This is a genomic window from Devosia sp. 1566, assembly GCF_004005995.1.
In the GTDB taxonomy this organism is placed as follows: Bacteria; Pseudomonadota; Alphaproteobacteria; order Rhizobiales; family Devosiaceae; genus Devosia.
On sequence record NZ_CP034767.1, the window covers coordinates 617,158 to 632,928 of the forward strand.

Sequence of the window (15,771 nt, forward strand, 5' to 3'; positions counted from 1 at the left end):
TGGGAGCAGCCCTATCTGGCCAGCCGCAACTGCGCCAGCTGCGCGGCGATGCGCCGGAACACGTCCTTGAGCTCGGCCGGGGTCTGGGGAAAATAGGCATATCCCTCCCCAGAGGAGCAATTGGTCAGCACGTTGGTTGCTTGTGCATTGGGTGAGCTGAGGCCGATCGTAAACACCTTCATGTCGGCCGCCTTGGCCGTTGCACAAGTGGCTAGGGTCTTGGCATCCATCGCACTGATCATCTTCGCCTCAGTGTTAAAGGCGGCATATTCATTCTCGTTATTGGGGATGCCATCGGTGTCGGCGAGCCGGCCATCCTTGCGAAAGCCCCAGGTAATATAGGCATTCGTACCGTTGTCGGATCTATCATAGGCGAGCCAATCAGGGTCATTGGAGCCGTCGGTCATGATGATCAGGTTCTTGGAGACCGCGGCATTGGTATTGAGTAGTCCCTCTGTAAGCGGCTCGCTTGGCGATAGCGCATGCACCCCCCACATTGCACCCTGCTGGATATTGGTGCTGCCATCGGCTCGCATTCCCGCGATGCGATTTAGCACCGCTGCAGGGGAGTGACTGAGGGGCAGAACAGCAACTTCCGGGCAGAGGGCGTTCGGCCCGCTGCCGCGAGAGTCTGTCACCGTGGTACCATTGTACTTGCACAGCCGCTCCTGCAGCTCGCGCCGGCTCAGCGGGCTGAACGTTGAAACGGTCGTCATCACTCCATTGGTAATGGCGCTCTGCGTTTCCTCCGCTTGGGTCCAGTTGGTGCCGATACAGCTGCTTGAGGGTGCCGTGGTCGTATTGCCTACCTGGCGACTGTAGGTGGTTGTGGTTGTTCCGTTACAGTAGGCGTAGCCAAATAGGCTGCGGCAATCGGTCTGTCGGACAGTGCGAATGCATTGGTTGATCTCGCAGCGCCCCGAAGTGATGCTCAAATTGCCAAGGTCGGATAGATAATCATTGCCGCCAAACCGGTTGGTATCGGGCGAGAACATCGGCAGGAACTTGGTTTGCGCCGAATTGGGTGCCACATCCGTCGTGTCATTTGGCGCCTGGCGGGCTTCCACGCAGCCGCGCCACGGCACTTTGGTTTGCTCAAACAGCTTCTTGCGGTCTACCAGCCCGGTAAAAACATTGCTGTCATCGTCGTCGCTGTCGAAGTTCAGCTTTGCAAGTGGCGATTGCCCCGACCAATCGAGCCAGGCCGCATTCGAGAACTGCGGGCCCACATTGACCATGATGGTGAAGGGCACAATGCTGATGGCCACGTTCGGCGCGGGATTGCGGGTGTCGAGGGGCGCGCAGGCGTCGTTTACCTTGTCATAAAACAGGATATTGGTGGCACAGGTCGCCGCTTCCTTGAGATATTCCATGCGCCGGCTTTGGCCCATGGAGCCCGAGTTATCCAGCACCATCGCCACTTCCAGCTCAAGCATCTGCCTGGTGGCTTCAGAAACGATCCGCGCTTCCAGCGAGGGAACCCCCACGAGCTGCACAAAGGCGGTGGGCACTTTGATATGCGCTTGCAAGAACAGGGTGCCGCTCGCCGGATCAGTCCGAACCGTCTCGATGCTTGCTTCCACCCGGGCATCGCCAATGCGTTCTAGCAGCAGCGCCTCGGCCTTGGTCTCGATATCCGCCCTGTTGATCGGAACCTTGAAGATCTCGCCCTGCAGCGCGAGTGCCGCCGCATCGAGGGCCAGCTGGCCGCGGTTGCGGGTCTGCTCCAGCGTCACATAATCCACCACGGCCCCGCCCATGGCCACCAGCACAATGGCCATCAAGCCAAAGATCACGGCAAAGACCCCGCGCTCGTCGGAGCCGAAATTGCGGAGCAGGCAAAGCAAGCGAGGCATGGCGGGCGCACCCATGGCTAGAGGCCCCGGTGGCGAGGCCCCGCCATTTTGCGTGACAAACCCTTACTAAAGCACAATCACCTTCGTGCGCAGCTGCACCCGCTCATACAGGTCAACCACATCGTCATTGGTCATGCGGATACAGCCCGAGGACACGTTCTGCCCGATGGTCCAGGGCTCATTGGTGCCGTGGATGCGATACAGGGTGGAGCCCAGGTAAAGGGCGCGGGCGCCCAGCGGGTTGTTGATGCCCCCTTCCATGTGGCGAGGCAGGTCTGGCCGGCGCTTGAGCATGGCTGCTGGCGGCGTCCAGCTTGGCCATTCTGCCTTGCGGCTCACCCGGTGCGTGCCGCGCCACTCAAAGCCGCTCTTGGCCACCCCGATGCCATAGCGCAGCGCCTGGCCATCGCCGAGGATGTAATACAGGAAGTGCTCGGAGGTATCGATGATGATGGTCCCGGCGCGCTCCTTGGTCGTGACCTGCACCACGGTGCGTTGAAACTGCGCGGGAATGCGATTGCTGGATCGCACCATCACGACTTCCGGGGGTGGGCTGTAGCCACCTGTCACGCCCGGAGGGGGCAGGAACCGCCAACCCGGAGGCAGGGCCTGCGCCGGCAGCGACACTGAAAGGCAAAGCATCAGCGCCAGGGCGCTTTTGAGGTAAGGTGAACCCATAGCAACAGCTCCAATCCGTTTATTGCCGGCCAATATGGCGATAAATACCCAAAGCCTGATAAACCCAGAACGTTAATGGCCACCAAGCTGCCACAATTCGCTTTGGCTAAAACTGAACCAAGAACCGTGTTGTGACAACCATGCCTGAAGCATTGCCGGAGATTAACCGGTGTCCGTGGGCGGGCGCCGACCCGCTTTATCAGCATTACCACGATGCCGAGTGGGGCCGCCCCGTCACCGATGACCGGCGCTTGTTTGAAAAGATCTGCCTGGAGGGCTTCCAATCCGGCCTGTCCTGGATCACCATCCTGCGCAAACGCGAGCGTTTTCGCGCGGTGTTCCATGATTTCGACATCGCCCGCGTTGCGGCGATGACGCTCGAAGACCTGGAAACCCTGCTGCTTGACCCCGGCATCATCCGCCACCGTGGCAAGATCAACGCCACGGTTAACAATGCCCGCTGCGCCTTGCAACTGATCGAGGAGTTCGGCTCGCTCGCCGCCTATTTCTGGCGCTTCGAGCCAGCCCCCGACCAGCGTCCCACCGACCTGAGTTGGGACGCCTTGCGTCTCGTTGCGCAAACCGATGCGTCGCGCGCCTTGTCCAAGGACCTCCGCAAGCGCGGCTTCAACTTTGTCGGCCCGACCACCTGCTACGCCTTCATGCAGGCCATGGGCCTCGTTAATGATCACGTCCACACTTGCTTTTGCCGTGCCGAAGTCGAGGCCGCGCGGGCAAGCCTGGTGCGCCCCAGCCTGCTTGTTGCTCGGGCGCAACAGCCCTGACCTTCTGCGACAACCTGCCGCATTCCCGCTTGCTCCTCGCGAGCTCGTGAGCTACACGAGCGGGGTCCAGCAACGCCATTCGGGAGGCACCAGCAATGACAGTTTGCATCCGCCTACGCCGCCGAATGAATTCCATGCAGCTCCGACACCGAGGCTAAGCCCTCCGTTTCCCCCCTGCCGGCACTCGTGCCACTGGACATCATCCAGCCTCCACATCGGTGATGCGCGTAAATCGGGTCGTTTGCGGCCAGGATTCCGCTCATCACCACCATCCAACAGAAGGCCGGCGCCTAATCGCGTCCAGAACTGCCATGTCACATCAGTTTGACGGGCGCAGCATTGTGCTGCGCGTTGAATATTCCATCGCCGATGCCGTGCAGCAGCGCGGCCTCGTCCCCGTGCTCATCGCGGCGCTGCGCGCTTATTGGAGCCGGCCACGCCTGCCTCCAGACCTGCCCGCTTACCTGCGGGCCGATATCGGGCTAGGGCCCGTGTCGGAGCCCGCGCACTGGCTTGACGTGCCGATCAATCCTCATGGTGGCGGTCCCACGCCGCCGCCGCCCTTGTGAGGGCAGGGGTGGGCTGGATTGACCCGGCCCACCCCTGTTGTCACCCCTTGGCCGATCCGCTAAGGACGACGCGTGCCCCAGGACCGCCCAATGACCCAAAAAGCCAAGCTGATCGCTCCGCGCCTGCCGCGCGGCTTTGAAGACCGCACGTCCGGCGAGATCGCGGCCGTTGATGCCATGGTGCAAACCATCCGCCAGGTCTATGAGCGCTATGGCTTTGATCCGGTGGAAACGCCGCTGCTTGAATACACCGAAACCCTCGGCAAATTCCTGCCCGATACCGACCGGCCCAATGCCGGCGTGTTTTCGCTCCAGGACGATGACGAGCAGTGGCTGAGCCTGCGTTATGACCTGACTGCGCCGCTCGCCCGCCACTTCGCCGAGAATTTCGAAACCCTGCCCAAGCCCTATCGCTCCTATCGGCAGGGTTATGTGTTCCGCAACGAAAAGCCAGGCCCCGGCCGCTTCCGCCAGTTCATGCAGTTCGATGCCGATACCGTTGGGGCCGCCGGCCCCGAGGCGGACGCCGAAATGTGCATGATGATGGCCGATGTCATGGATGCACTCGGCCTGCAGAACCAGTATGTGGTGCGCGTCAACAACCGCAAGGTGCTCGATGGCGTGCTGGCGACCGCCGGCGTTGCCACCGAAGAGCAAAAGCTCATCGTGCTGCGCGCCATCGACAAGCTCGACAAATTTGGCACGCAGGGCGTCAAGCTGCTCCTGGGCGCGGGTCGCAAGGATGAAAGCGGCGACTTCACCAAGGGCGCTGGCCTGTCGGCCGAACAGATCGAGCCCATCTTGGGCTATCTCGAAAGCGGCACTCCCGCGCCGGGCGTGGAAAAGGGCAGCAATGCCCATGTCATCGCCACCATCAACAATCTTGCCGGCCTGATCGGCGGCTCGGCAACCGGGCTTGAGGGCGTGCAGGAATTGGCATCGATCTTTGGCTTGGTCAGCGCCGCTGGTTTTGGCGGCCGCGTCGTGCTCGACCCCTCCGTCGTGCGCGGCCTCGAATATTACACCGGTCCAGTTTTCGAGATCGAACTCACCTTCAAGGTGCAGAACGAAAAGGGTCAGGACGTGGTGTTCGGCTCGGTAGGGGGCGGCGGGCGCTATGATGGCCTCGTGTCCCGCTTCCGGCGTGAGCCCGTTCCGGCCACCGGCTTCTCCGTTGGCGTGTCGCGCCTGGCCAATGCCCTTAAGCTCACCGGCAATCTCAAGGCAGCCGAGCCGGTTGGCCCGGTTGTCGTGCTGGTGATGGACAAGGACCAGACCGCCGGCTACGCCGCGATGGTGTCCGAGCTGCGCGCGGCCGGCATTCGCGCCGAAATGTTTTTGGGCAACACCAAGAATTTCGGCAAGCAGGTCGCCTATGCCGACAAGCGCAATTCCCCTGCCGTGATCATCGAAGGCTCGCTTGAGCGCGAAGGGGGCATTTTGCAGGTCAAGGATCTCGTGGCCGGCAAGCAGGCCGCCGCCGCCATCACCGACAATGCCGAATGGAAGGCCGCGCGCCCCGGCCAGTTCGAGATCAAGCGCGAAGACCTGGTATCGGCCATCCAGCAGCTGCTGAGCGAGCAATGACCGGGGCCCTGATCGGATCGGAAAGCACACCAGGAGCTCAAGGCTCCTGCCCTCCCTCCCCCTTGAGGGGAGGGCCGGGGAGGGGGTCATTCAGTGAATTACCCAGCCCGGCTTATCCTCGATCCGGAGCGGTCGCATGACGCACGCCGCTTACCGCCGCGCCCAGCTCGAATCCCTGGTGGAGGCTCAGGGCGCCACCCGGGCCGCGCCGCCCCTGCTGCTGCCGGCTGATCCCTATTTCGACCTGGCCGGCGAGGAATTCGGGCGCCGCTTGTTGCTGACCTCGGGCGCCAGCAGTGCGGAATACTGCCTGCGCCCCGATTTCACCCTGCCCATCGTGGCCGATTACATCGCCAATGGCGCCGGTGAGCCGGCCGCTTTTTCCTATTTGGGTCCGATTTTCCGCCAGCGAGAGGGCGTTCCCGCCGAATTCGACCAGGCGGGGCTTGAACTCGTCGCGCAGCCCAATGGCGATGTGGCCCTCGATCAGGTGCTGACCTTTGCCCGCGCCGCGCTCGACCTTTATGGCGTGCGCCCGCATATCCGGCTGGGTGGCGTTGGCTTGTTCGAGGCCCTGTTGGCCCAGGCGGATATGCCCGCGCCTTGGCGCCCCCGCATCCGCCACCGCTTCGGCCACACCGAGGCGATGGCTCGGCTGCTGAGCCGGCTGGAAGCCGCCCCCGACGCTCCCCGCGCCGAGCAGCCCACGCGCGAAGCGCTGATCGGCGAGATTACCGAAAACATGGTGGCGGCGGGCCTCAGCCTGTCGGAAGGACGCACCCCCACCGAAATCGCCGACCGCTATCTCGAGCAGCAGGCGCTTGATGCCGCCCATGTGCCCCCCGCAACCCTGGCGCTGCTGCGGGACTATCTCGCCATTTCCGGCCCCGTATTGCAGGCGCTGACCCGGCTCGAAGCGCTGGCGGCGCGGCACCGGCTGATGCTGGGCGCCCCCATTCGCACTATTCGCCGGCATCTCGACAATCTGGGCGAAGCGCATGTGAGCTTTGACGCCAGCTTCTCGCCCCGGCTCGATTATTACACGGGCATTGTTTTCGAGATGCGCGGTCCCGGCGGCGCCGTCCTGGTGTCGGGCGGGCAATATGATCGGCTGCTCGAGCGCCTTGGCGCTACGGCGCCCATCGCCGCCTCCGGCTGCGCCGTGTGGGTTGATCGTTTGGAGGCCGAGTTAGCGCAATGACCGGCCTTACCCTTGCCGTGCCCTCCAAAGGGCGTCTTGAAGAGCAAACCCGCGACTGGTTCGCCGCCCGCGGCCTCGAGATCACCCGCCCCGGCGGCGCGCGCTCTTATCTGGGCGCAGTGGACGGACACCCCGAGATCACCGTGCGCTTTTACCCCGCGGCCGAGATTGCGCGCGAATTGATCCGCGGCACCATCGATCTGGGCGTCACCGGGCTCGACCTGATCCACGAAACCAGCGAAGTCGGGCCGGCCGCCGTTGCGGTTGCGGCCGAGCTGGGTTTTGGCAATGCCGATGTGGTGGTCGCCGTGCCCGATAGCTGGATCGATGTCACCCATCTCCATGATCTGGCCGATGTCGCTTCCGACTTCCGCTCCCGCCACGGCCGTTGGCTGCGCATTGCCACCAAATATATCACCGTCACCCGCCAGCATTTCGCCCGCGCCGGCATTGCCGAATACCGGACGGTCGAAAGCCTCGGGGCCACTGAAGCCGCGCCCGCTTCGGGCGTAGCCGATATCATCGTCGATATCACCAGTACCGGCTCGACCCTTGCCGCCAACGGCCTGCGCGTATTGGAAGACGGCGTGATGTTGCGCAGCCAGGCCTGCTTGTTTGTGTCGCGTGGCGCCGATTGGACGCCCGAGCGTCGCGTGGCGCTCGAGAACATATTGGGCACGTTAGGGGCCGCCGCCGACTTCTAGCGCTGCGCCCCATTGCCAGCCCTCCCCATTGGCGGCTAAGCCAAGTGCCGACTCTTCCGCCCGCCGCCTAACCCCCGGACCCTGATATGCTGCTCGATCCCCTTGTGCTGCTGGCGCTCGCTGGCGCTGGCATGCTGGCCGGCTTTGTTGACGCCATCGCCGGGGGAGGGGGCATGATCTCGCTGCCCGCGCTGCTTTCGGCCGGCGTGCCGCCCGTGGCCGCGCTCGCGACCAACAAGCTGCAGGGGGTGGTGGGAACGAGCCTTGCGGCGCTGACCTATTGGCGGCGCGGCTTTGTCACCCTGCGCAAGCTGGTCCCGTCACTCTTCACCACCTATGCCGGCAGCCTTGTTGGCGCTCTCGTGGTCAAGCAGATCGACGTGACCCTACTAGATGTCGCGGTGCCGGTGGCGCTGATCGGGGTGGCGCTGTATTTCCTTTTCGCCCCCAACTTGTCCGACCTCGACCGCGCGCCGCGCCTGCGCTTTGAGCTTTTCGTGCCGCTGATGGGCTTTGTGCTCGGCTTTTACGATGGGGTGTTCGGTCCGGGCACTGGCTCGTTCTTCACCATCGGCTTTGTGATGCTGTTCGGGCTCGGCATCACCCGCGCTGCCGGCAACACCAAGATCCTCAACCTGACCTCAAACCTTTCGGCCCTGATCATCTTCATCATCGCCGGGGACGTGGTCTGGCCAGCCGCCATCGCCATGTCGGTTGGCCAAGTGGTGGGCGGCTATGCCGGCGCGCGCATCGGCATCCGGTTCGGGGCCAAGATCATCCGCCCGCTGGTGGTGGTCGTCTCGATCATCCTCGCCCTGCGCCTGCTGATCTTCCGCTAAGACCTAGTCCTCGGGCTCCAGCCCGGCGGCCTGGCGCAGCGCGGCGTTGATGCGCTCCTGCCAGCCCGGCCCATCCTCCTGGAAATGCTCCAGCACCGCCCGGTCGAGCCGCAGCGACACCAGTTCCTTGCCAGCCGGTGGCGTTGCCGCCTTGGCGGGTGCCGCAGGTGCAGCTGGTTTGCTCGTGGCGCTCTTGAAGGCGGCTTCCGCCTGGTCGTAAGCGCTTCCGCGTCGTGGCGTCCGCATGCAATCCTCGTGGGTTGAGAGCCCTCACTCTAGCGCGGGATCGGCGCAAGAAAAAGGCGCAGTGTTTCCACTGCGCCTTTCCAACCAAGATCGTGACTGGGAAGAAACGATCCTGAATTTTTTGCCTGAATGGCTGGACTAGAAGTCCATGCCGCCCATGCCGCCCATGCCGCCGCCGCCCGGCATTGCCGGTGCTGCGTCCTTGGGAGCCTCGACGATCAGGGCTTCGGTGGTGATCAGCAGCGAAGCAACCGAAGCTGCGTCCTGCAGGGCGGTGCGAACCACCTTGACCGGGTCGATAACGCCCAGCTGCACCAGATCGCCATACTCGCCGGTTGCGGCGTTGTAGCCGAAGGTGAGCGAGGAGTTCTCGAGGATCTTGCCCACAACCACGGAGCCTTCGGCACCGGCGTTATTGGCAATGGTGCGTACGGGCTCCTGCAGAGCGCGCTTGACGATGGCGATACCAGCGTCCTGGTCGGCGTTGATGCCCTTGACGGTCATTGCGTTAGAAGCGCGCAGCAGTGCCACGCCACCACCAGCAACAATGCCTTCTTCAACGGCAGCGCGGGTAGCGTTGAGAGCGTCGTCAACGCGGTCCTTGCGCTCCTTGACTTCCACTTCCGTGGAGCCGCCGACGCGGATCACGGCAACACCGCCAGCGAGCTTGGCCAGGCGTTCCTGCAGCTTTTCCTTGTCGTAGTCCGAGGTGGTTTCCTCGATCTGCGCCTTGATCTGGCCAACGCGACCCTGGATGTCTTCCTGGGTGCCGGCACCATCAACGATCGTGGTGTTTTCCTTGGTGATCTCAACGCGCTTGGCAGTGCCCAGCATGTCGATGGTCACGTTCTCGAGCTTGATGCCGAGATCTTCGGAGATCACTTGGCCACCGGTCAGGATGGCGATGTCTTCGAGCATTGCCTTGCGGCGGTCGCCAAAGCCCGGAGCCTTGACGGCAGCAACCTTGAGACCACCGCGCAGACGGTTGACGACGAGGGTCGCGAGAGCCTCACCTTCAATGTCTTCGGCAATGATCAGCAGCGGGCGCTGGCTCTGCACAACCGACTCGAGGATCGGCAGGATAGCCTGCAGGTTCGAGAGCTTCTTTTCGTGCAGGAGGATCACGGGATCTTCCAGAACGGCAGTCATCTTCTCGGCATTGGTCACGAAATAGGGGCTGAGATAGCCACGGTCGAACTGCATGCCTTCAACGACATCGAGCTCGGTCTCGGCAGTCTTGGCTTCCTCGACGGTGATCACACCCTCGTTGCCGACCTTCTGCATGGCTTCGGCAATCATGTCGCCGATGGACGATTCGCCATTGGCGGAAATGGTGCCGACCTGGGCGACTTCGGACGACGACTTGATCTTGGACGAAGCGGCCTTGAGCGAAGCCACGACTTCTTCCACGGCCATGTCGATGCCGCGCTTCAGATCCATTGGGTTGAAGCCGGCGGCAACAGCCTTGACGCCTTCAACAACAATGGCCTGACCCAAAACGGTCGCGGTGGTGGTGCCGTCGCCGGCGATATCGTTGGTCTTGGAGGCGACCGAACGCAGCAGCTGCGCGCCCAGGTTCTCGAACTTGTCTTCCAGTTCGATTTCCTTGGCAACGGTCACGCCGTCCTTGGTGATGCGCGGAGCACCGAACGACTTTTCGATAACGACGTTACGACCCTTGGGGCCCAGGGTCACCTTGACCGCATTGGCCAGGATGTTGACGCCACGCAGCATCTTGTCGCGCGCGTCGGTGGAGAACTTTACTTCTTTAGCTGCCATGTGAGGCGCTCCTTAAAGTGCAGACAGGGAAAAGGGCAGGGGAAGCGGGCTATTTGACCGAGCAAATAGCCTTACGCTTCGACGATGCCCATGATGTCGGATTCTTTCATGATCAGCAGGTCTTCACCGTCGACCTTGACTTCGGTGCCGCTCCACTTGCCAAACAGCACGCGGTCGCCGGCCTTGACGTCCAGCGCCACAACCTTGCCGCTGTCATCGCGGGCACCTGGGCCAACTGCAACAATAACGCCTTCGGAGGGCTTTTCCTTGGCGGTGTCGGGAATGATGATCCCGCCTTTAGTCTTTTCCTCGCTGTCGAGACGGCGGACGACCACGCGGTCGTGGAGGGGACGGAAGCTCATGATTGCTCCTATAGCATCATCGGGACTGCAAATTCGCGCCCTTTGGCACTCACCGAGTGAGAGTGCTAACAGGGTGTCGCTGATATATGCAGGGGGCGCATCCGAGTCAAGCCGGGGCAGGGTGAACCCCGGGCGGGGATGATGCGTTGAGCACCGATACGCACAGCTAGAAAGGCACGAGATCATGACCGTTCAATGTCTTGATAAGGACATCAAGATCCGGCCGGCCGAAGGCCGCGTCCATGTCATCTTCGATGATGCGGAAATTGCCGATTCCATCCGGGCGCTGGAAGTCGATGAGCCCGGCTCCCCGCTGCGCATTTACCTGCCGCGCGAGGACATCCAGCCCGGCATTCTCGAAGCAACCGATACCCACACCACCTGCCCCTATAAGGGCGAGGCCTCCTACTACACCATCAAGACCCTGACGGCGACTGCCGAGGATGCTGCCTGGTATTATCCCGATCCTTGTCCACTGGTGGAGCCCATCCGCGATATGATCGCCTTCTGGGGCGACAAGATCGAATATCGCCGCACAGCGGTTTAACCGCCATTGCGGGTTGCCTTGGGGCTTTCATCGCCCCAGGGCTTGGGGCATAAGGGAAGCCATGAACACACCAGCTCAACCCCTCCAGATCCGCCTGCGCCTCAAGGGCGGCAGTGGCCAGAACGCCAATTGGCAATGGGAACTGCTCGATGCCGCCGGCGCCGTTGTCAAATCCGGCAGCGCCATGGGCCCCGAACACAAGGCCTTCGCCACCGCCCGCCAGGCCAAGGAAAAACTCGAAAAAGCCGCTGCCAACTAAGCCAGCGCAAACGAGACGCAAGTGACACTTTCCGGCGGGGCCAACCCGGCTTTTTCTCCACCTGCCACGGTTGCTCCGCTACGCGGCATCACCCTCAAGGTTGCTTCGGTCTGCGTTTTCGTGGCGATGTCGGCCCTGATCAAGGCGGCCGAGAACATCCCCGCGGGCGAACTCGTGTTCTACCGCTGCTTTTTCGCCATCGTGCCGGTGCTGGTTTATCTCGCCTGGCAGGGCAATCTGCGTTTCGGCCTGCACACCAACAATCCGTTCGGCCATGTGCTGCGTGGCCTCATCGGCATCGCCTCCATGGGCCTGAGCTTTTACGGGCTGACCATGCTGCCGCTGCCCGAGGCCATTGCCATTGGCTATGCCGCGCCGTTGGTCGTGGTGGTGTTGGGCGCCGTGCTGCTCAAGGAGCGGGTGCAGCTTTACCGCTGGACGGCGGTGATCGTGGGCCTGGTCGGCGTGATCATCATGCTTTGGCCGCGGCTCACCATCCTGAGCGGGCAAACCGCCATGGGCACCGGCGAAACCCTGGGCGCGCTCGCCGCGCTGCTTGCTGCCATCTTTTCGGCCTTTGCCATGATGCAGGTGCGCCGCCTCGTGCAAACCGAGCGCACCGAAACCATCGTGCTGTATTTCTTCATCACCGGCTCGGTGCTGTCGCTGTTGACCCTGCCGTTCGGCTGGGTTTGGCCCACGCTGGAGCAGACCGTGATCCTCGTCCTGGCCGGCATTGCCGGGGGTGTTGGGCAGATCCTCCTCACCGCCAGCTATCGCCATGCCGAAATGTCGGTGATCGCTCCGTTCGAATATACCTCGCTGCTGCTCGGCCTGGCGGTGGGTTTTGTCGCTTTCGGCGACATCCCGACGCTGCCCATGCTGGGCGGCGCTGCGATCGTGATCGCTTCGGGCATCTTCATCATCTTCCGCGAGCACCGCCTGGGGCTTGATCGGAACAAGGCCCGCCAGGCCAGCAGCCTCTAGGCCGCATTGCCGGGGACGCGATAGCGCGATTGCACCAGGCCCGATGGAAAGGCCCGGGTTTCCACATGCTCGAGCACCAGGTCGGCCTCGAGCGGCCCGAACAGGGGAATGCCCTCGCCGATCAACACCGGAATGCGGCTGATCACCAGATCCTCGATCAGCCCGGCGCGCAAAAACGCCTGGATCAGTTTGCCGCCATCCACATAAGCCGCGCGCCAGCCCCGGCCCGCGACCAGTTGCATCGCCTCCTCGGGCGTTGCATCCACAATCTCGACCTTGTCGGCAATCTCCTCGGGCACATCGGTCTGGGTGATGCTGCCGCTCAGCACCAGCACGGGCTTGGAATAAAACCACGGCCGGAAATGCTTGATCACCTCATAGGTGCCGCGCCCCATGATCACCCCATCCACTCGTTCCATATGGGCGTTGAAACCGTGATCCTCGCCAAGCGTCGGGTAATCCGTCAGCCAGGCGATGTCGTCATTCTTGCGCGCGATAAAGCCATCCAGGCTGGTGCCGATAAACACATGACCAGTGGTCACAACTCACCTCCATTGCTTAACCGGGCTTGATCTAAATCCGTGCCCTGTCAAACCCTGGCAGCAGGCTAGCTGGCCACCTCCAGCCCAGCCCAGCCCTGGCGCTTGCGGTAGATGGTCGAGGGGCTGATCTCCAGGGCCGCTGCCGCCAGCGAGATATTGCCGCCAAAGCTGGCAATGGCATCCTCGATGATGCGCTGTTCCTGCTCCCACATTGGCCGCACCGGCGAACGGCGCTCGGCCCGATTGCCGCCGGGCCCCAGTTCGCCCACTGCAGCGCTCGAAGCCACCATGGCCGCACTCACCTCGCCGCCATCGGCGAGCACGGCGATGCGCCGCATCAGGTTCTCGAGCTGCCGCACATTGCCGGGCCATTCCGATCCGCCCAGGACCGCAACCGCCTCGGGCGAAAACCCGGAGAACTGCTTGCCCTGCTCGCGCCCGAACCGCTCAAGGAAATGGCGGGCGAGGGGCAACACGTCGCTTGGCCGTTGCCGCAGCGGCGGCAGGTGGATCGGCAACACATGCAGCCGGTAAAACAGGTCTTCGCGCAATTGCCGGGTTTCGATCAGCTGCGTCAGCGGCTCCTTGGTGGCGCAAACCACTCGTATATCGAGCGCGTTGGTTGGCACCTCGCCCTCGCCAGTGATCCGGCCGGTCTGCAACAGGTGCAGCAGCTTGGCCTGCAGTTCGGGGTCGAGTTGCGCAACTTCGTCAAGAAACAGCGTGCCGCCATCCGCCCGCCGCGCCGCGCCCACGCCATCCGAGCCGGCGCCGAACAATTCGCGTGCCAGGGAATCAGCGTCGGCTGCCGCGCAGTTCACCACGACCATGGGGCGGCCAGCGCGCGGGCTGCTGCCATGCAGCGCCTCGGCGCACAAATTCTTGCCGGTGCCGCTTTCTCCGGTGATGAACACCGGGGCGGGGGAAGACGCGATCCGCATGATCTGATCGTAAACGGCCTGCATCGCCCCTGAGCCACCCACAAAGCCAGCAAAATCGGCCGAGGGCGGGGGCAGGGCGGGCTCACCCAAAAGGGCACTGGCCTTGCCGTGGCGCTGTGCCAACTCGCCGATTCGCGTCAACAGCGTCGCCCCGTCAACCGGCTTGGTCAGGCAATCATGCGCCCCAGCCCGCATCGCCACCAGCGATGCCGACACCGAACCACCATCAGACAGGGCAATCACCAGCGCGCCATCGGCCAGTTTGACCAGTCGCGCCATCGCCTCGTCAGTGCCGGGATCTTCGAGGCTTCCGAGATCCACCAGCACCAGGTCAAAGGCTTCGCGCCGCAAGGTTTCCGCCCCGGTCCGGCCGCAGGCCGCCAGGGCAAGCTGTGGCGCTGGCTGCAATTGCCCCGAGAGAGCTTCTTTGAGGTGCCGCACCGATCGCTGATCACGCTCGATCAGGAGCAGCCGGCCCGGCACTGCCAGGGGTCCCCCAGTGTTTGTCGCCATTGCGGCTTTGCCTTTGGTATAGTTCGACGCGCGCCGATTGTTCTCCAACAGGGTAAATATTCCGTTCCAGCCCGGGCCGGGGCGATGCTAAGAACATTGGGGCCGAATCCCGGCGCCCGTTAGGGGATCGCATCGCGCTGTGCAGGGCCTGGTTTATACCTTTATCGCGGTTTCAGCGGCGGCAGCGGGAGCTGCGGCGTATTTCGGGCTCGCCTTTACGCCCGCTCAGGCGATTCTCGCCGCGTTGGTTTTCGGCTGCATCGCCGTTACCGCCCATGAGCGTGTCCTGCGCCAGCGCGCCGAGCAGCGGCTCGAGCGCGCCATCGAGGAATTGTCGCGCCTCCTGTCCACCGATGCTAAGGCTGGCGCGGTGCTCGGCCAGCGCATCAACGCCATGGCCGACCTCAATGCCGGCCCGCGCCTGGGCGCCGTTGAGGCCGATATTTCCGTTCTGGGCACCGTGATCCGCCAGGTCGCCGAAGCCGTCGCCGATATCGAGGAAAGGGCGGCCCAACCTCAGGCCGCACCCGCCGCGCTGCGACCTGCCCCAGCCGCGACCATCGTGCCGCCACCACGCGAACCTACGATTCCGCTCGAAACCGTGCGGCGCGCCTTTGGCGAAGGGCGGCTGCTCTTTCACGTCCAGCCCGTCGTGACCTTGCCCCAGCGCCGGCCCACCGGCTTTGATCTGGTGCCGCGCCTCGCCCTCGAAGCGGGCGCATTGGCTGAACCGGCCGATTTCCTGCCCCGCCAGGGCGGCGCCGATGTGCTGCGTCAGCTCGAAAGCATCGGTTTGCTCGAAGCCATTACCCTGGCCCGCCGGGCCCGCACTGCCGGGCAAAGGCCCAATCTCTTTGTGCCGCTGTCGCGGGCGACCCTGGGCGACGGCCAGGCCGCCGAAGGGTTGATCGCTTCGCTCGAAGCCAATCGCCCCGTAGCGCCCAGCCTGATCTTTGCGATCGAAGAAGCAGAGTGGCTGTCCCTGACCACCGCGGAGCGCGCCGTGACCGACGCCGTCCACAAGAAGGGTTCTGGCTACAGCCTCCTGGCCGTGCAATCGCTGCGCCTCGATGTTGGCGAGCTTGCCGCCCGCGGCGTGCGCTCCCTGCGGATCGATGCCGCCCGCTTCCTCCACGCCCCCGAATCCCTCACTGATTTCCACGCCGCCGATATCGCCGATTACCTCGCCCGCTTTGGCGTGACGCTGCTTGCCAGCGGGGTATCAGCGGAAGCGCAGATCCCCGAATTGATCGATCACCGCATCACCCTCGTGCAAGGGCCTCATCTGGGCGCTGCCGCCCCGTTGCGCGGCGATCTGCTGCTCGATGGCGGCCGCCAGCCCGCGCCCGCCTTGCATCGGGTCGAGGGCTAACTCC

17 protein-coding genes are annotated in these 15,771 nt (G+C 63.6%); 10 read left to right on the plus strand and 7 right to left on the minus strand.

Going from position 1 to position 15,771, the window contains the following annotated elements:
* Positions 1-11: 11 nt before the first annotated feature.
* Both ELX51_RS03000 and ELX51_RS03005 read right to left on the minus strand, forming a co-directional pair.
* A complete protein-coding gene (locus tag ELX51_RS03000; protein ID WP_164854732.1) occupies positions 12-1,856 on the minus strand; it encodes a pilus assembly protein TadG-related protein in 1,845 nt (614 codons plus the stop codon).
* A gap of 66 nt (positions 1,857-1,922) precedes the next feature.
* Positions 1,923-2,534: a L,D-transpeptidase gene (locus tag ELX51_RS03005; protein ID WP_127752117.1), complete on the minus strand. Its 612-nt coding sequence runs from the start codon at positions 2,532-2,534 to the stop codon at positions 1,923-1,925.
* Between the two features lie 140 nt (positions 2,535-2,674).
* On the opposite strand from ELX51_RS03005, the gene ELX51_RS03010 reads away from it, so the two are divergent.
* The 6 genes from ELX51_RS03010 (at position 2,675) to ELX51_RS03035 (ending at position 8,219) form a co-directional block, all read left to right on the plus strand.
* On the plus strand, positions 2,675-3,319 hold the full coding sequence (locus tag ELX51_RS03010; protein ID WP_127755156.1) for a DNA-3-methyladenine glycosylase I: 645 nt from the start codon (positions 2,675-2,677) through the stop codon (positions 3,317-3,319).
* Positions 3,320-3,630: 311 nt separating this feature from the next.
* Positions 3,631-3,888 (plus strand): hypothetical protein, encoded by a 258-nt coding sequence (locus ELX51_RS03015; protein WP_127752118.1) that lies wholly within the window; start codon positions 3,631-3,633, stop codon positions 3,886-3,888.
* Between the two features lie 90 nt (positions 3,889-3,978).
* On the plus strand, positions 3,979-5,475 hold the full coding sequence (hisS, locus tag ELX51_RS03020) for a histidine--tRNA ligase (RefSeq protein ID WP_127752119.1): 1,497 nt from the start codon (positions 3,979-3,981) through the stop codon (positions 5,473-5,475).
* 136 nt (positions 5,476-5,611) lie between these two features.
* On the plus strand, positions 5,612-6,676 hold the full coding sequence (locus ELX51_RS03025) for an ATP phosphoribosyltransferase regulatory subunit (RefSeq protein ID WP_127752120.1): 1,065 nt from the start codon (positions 5,612-5,614) through the stop codon (positions 6,674-6,676).
* The gene (gene hisG, locus ELX51_RS03030; protein WP_127752121.1) at positions 6,673-7,380 is read left to right on the plus strand and encodes an ATP phosphoribosyltransferase; all 708 of its coding nucleotides are present in this window, start codon (positions 6,673-6,675) and stop codon (positions 7,378-7,380) included. The genes ELX51_RS03025 and hisG overlap by 4 nt, the downstream gene beginning before the upstream one ends.
* A gap of 86 nt (positions 7,381-7,466) precedes the next feature.
* Positions 7,467-8,219 (plus strand): TSUP family transporter, encoded by a 753-nt coding sequence (locus ELX51_RS03035; RefSeq protein ID WP_248305231.1) that lies wholly within the window; start codon positions 7,467-7,469, stop codon positions 8,217-8,219.
* A gap of 3 nt (positions 8,220-8,222) precedes the next feature.
* Here the strand turns inward: ELX51_RS03035 and ELX51_RS03040 are convergent, their stop codons facing one another.
* The 3 genes from ELX51_RS03040 to groES form a co-directional block, all read right to left on the minus strand.
* Positions 8,223-8,465 (minus strand): BrnA antitoxin family protein, encoded by a 243-nt coding sequence (locus tag ELX51_RS03040; RefSeq protein WP_127752122.1) that lies wholly within the window; start codon positions 8,463-8,465, stop codon positions 8,223-8,225.
* A gap of 138 nt (positions 8,466-8,603) precedes the next feature.
* Complete coding sequence (gene groL, locus ELX51_RS03045; protein ID WP_127752123.1) at positions 8,604-10,244, minus strand: chaperonin GroEL; 1,641 nt, start codon at positions 10,242-10,244, stop codon at positions 8,604-8,606.
* 71 nt (positions 10,245-10,315) lie between these two features.
* Complete coding sequence (gene groES / locus ELX51_RS03050) at positions 10,316-10,606, minus strand: co-chaperone GroES (RefSeq protein WP_127752124.1); 291 nt, start codon at positions 10,604-10,606, stop codon at positions 10,316-10,318.
* A 184-nt stretch (positions 10,607-10,790) separates the two neighbouring features.
* On the opposite strand from groES, the gene ELX51_RS03055 reads away from it, so the two are divergent.
* The 3 genes from ELX51_RS03055 to ELX51_RS03065 all read left to right on the plus strand — a co-directional run bounded on the left by ELX51_RS03055 (position 10,791) and on the right by ELX51_RS03065 (position 12,399).
* Positions 10,791-11,153, plus strand: a complete 363-nt coding sequence (locus tag ELX51_RS03055; protein ID WP_127752125.1) for a DUF427 domain-containing protein — start codon at positions 10,791-10,793, stop codon at positions 11,151-11,153.
* Positions 11,154-11,214: 61 nt separating this feature from the next.
* Positions 11,215-11,412, plus strand: a complete 198-nt coding sequence (locus tag ELX51_RS03060) for a hypothetical protein (protein WP_127752126.1) — start codon at positions 11,215-11,217, stop codon at positions 11,410-11,412.
* A gap of 21 nt (positions 11,413-11,433) precedes the next feature.
* Entirely contained in the window at positions 11,434-12,399 is a 966-nt protein-coding gene (locus ELX51_RS03065) for a DMT family transporter (RefSeq protein ID WP_282567572.1), read from the plus strand.
* Here the strand turns inward: ELX51_RS03065 and ELX51_RS03070 are convergent.
* Positions 12,396-12,941 carry a dihydrofolate reductase family protein gene (locus tag ELX51_RS03070; RefSeq protein ID WP_127752127.1) on the minus strand — a complete coding sequence of 182 codons (546 nt, stop codon included), beginning with the start codon at positions 12,939-12,941 and terminating at the stop codon, positions 12,396-12,398. The two genes, ELX51_RS03065 and ELX51_RS03070, sit on opposite strands and share 4 nt — an antisense overlap.
* A gap of 65 nt (positions 12,942-13,006) precedes the next feature.
* Complete coding sequence (locus ELX51_RS03075) at positions 13,007-14,395, minus strand: sigma-54 dependent transcriptional regulator (protein WP_127752128.1); 1,389 nt, start codon at positions 14,393-14,395, stop codon at positions 13,007-13,009.
* A gap of 139 nt (positions 14,396-14,534) precedes the next feature.
* On the opposite strand from ELX51_RS03075, the gene ELX51_RS03080 reads away from it, so the two are divergent.
* Positions 14,535-15,767: an EAL domain-containing protein gene (locus ELX51_RS03080; RefSeq protein WP_127752129.1), complete on the plus strand. Its 1,233-nt coding sequence runs from the start codon at positions 14,535-14,537 to the stop codon at positions 15,765-15,767.
* The last annotated feature ends 4 nt before the right edge of the window (positions 15,768-15,771 follow it).

Coding starts and splice junctions, on each gene's coding strand:
- ELX51_RS03000 (WP_164854732.1), bottom strand. CDS start 1,856: ATGCCTCGCTTGCTTTGCCTGCTCCGCAATTTCGGCTCCGACGAGCGC.
- ELX51_RS03005 (WP_127752117.1), bottom strand. CDS start 2,534: ATGGGTTCACCTTACCTCAAAAGCGCCCTGGCGCTGATGCTTTGCCTT.
- ELX51_RS03010 (WP_127755156.1), top strand. CDS start 2,675: ATGCCTGAAGCATTGCCGGAGATTAACCGGTGTCCGTGGGCGGGCGCC.
- ELX51_RS03015 (WP_127752118.1), top strand. CDS start 3,631: ATGTCACATCAGTTTGACGGGCGCAGCATTGTGCTGCGCGTTGAATAT.
- hisS (WP_127752119.1), top strand. CDS start 3,979: ATGACCCAAAAAGCCAAGCTGATCGCTCCGCGCCTGCCGCGCGGCTTT.
- ELX51_RS03025 (WP_127752120.1), top strand. CDS start 5,612: ATGACGCACGCCGCTTACCGCCGCGCCCAGCTCGAATCCCTGGTGGAG.
- hisG (WP_127752121.1), top strand. CDS start 6,673: ATGACCGGCCTTACCCTTGCCGTGCCCTCCAAAGGGCGTCTTGAAGAG.
- ELX51_RS03035 (WP_248305231.1), top strand. CDS start 7,467: ATGCTGCTCGATCCCCTTGTGCTGCTGGCGCTCGCTGGCGCTGGCATG.
- ELX51_RS03040 (WP_127752122.1), bottom strand. CDS start 8,465: ATGCGGACGCCACGACGCGGAAGCGCTTACGACCAGGCGGAAGCCGCC.
- groL (WP_127752123.1), bottom strand. CDS start 10,244: ATGGCAGCTAAAGAAGTAAAGTTCTCCACCGACGCGCGCGACAAGATG.
- groES (WP_127752124.1), bottom strand. CDS start 10,606: ATGAGCTTCCGTCCCCTCCACGACCGCGTGGTCGTCCGCCGTCTCGAC.
- ELX51_RS03055 (WP_127752125.1), top strand. CDS start 10,791: ATGACCGTTCAATGTCTTGATAAGGACATCAAGATCCGGCCGGCCGAA.
- ELX51_RS03060 (WP_127752126.1), top strand. CDS start 11,215: ATGAACACACCAGCTCAACCCCTCCAGATCCGCCTGCGCCTCAAGGGC.
- ELX51_RS03075 (WP_127752128.1), bottom strand. CDS start 14,395: ATGGCGACAAACACTGGGGGACCCCTGGCAGTGCCGGGCCGGCTGCTC.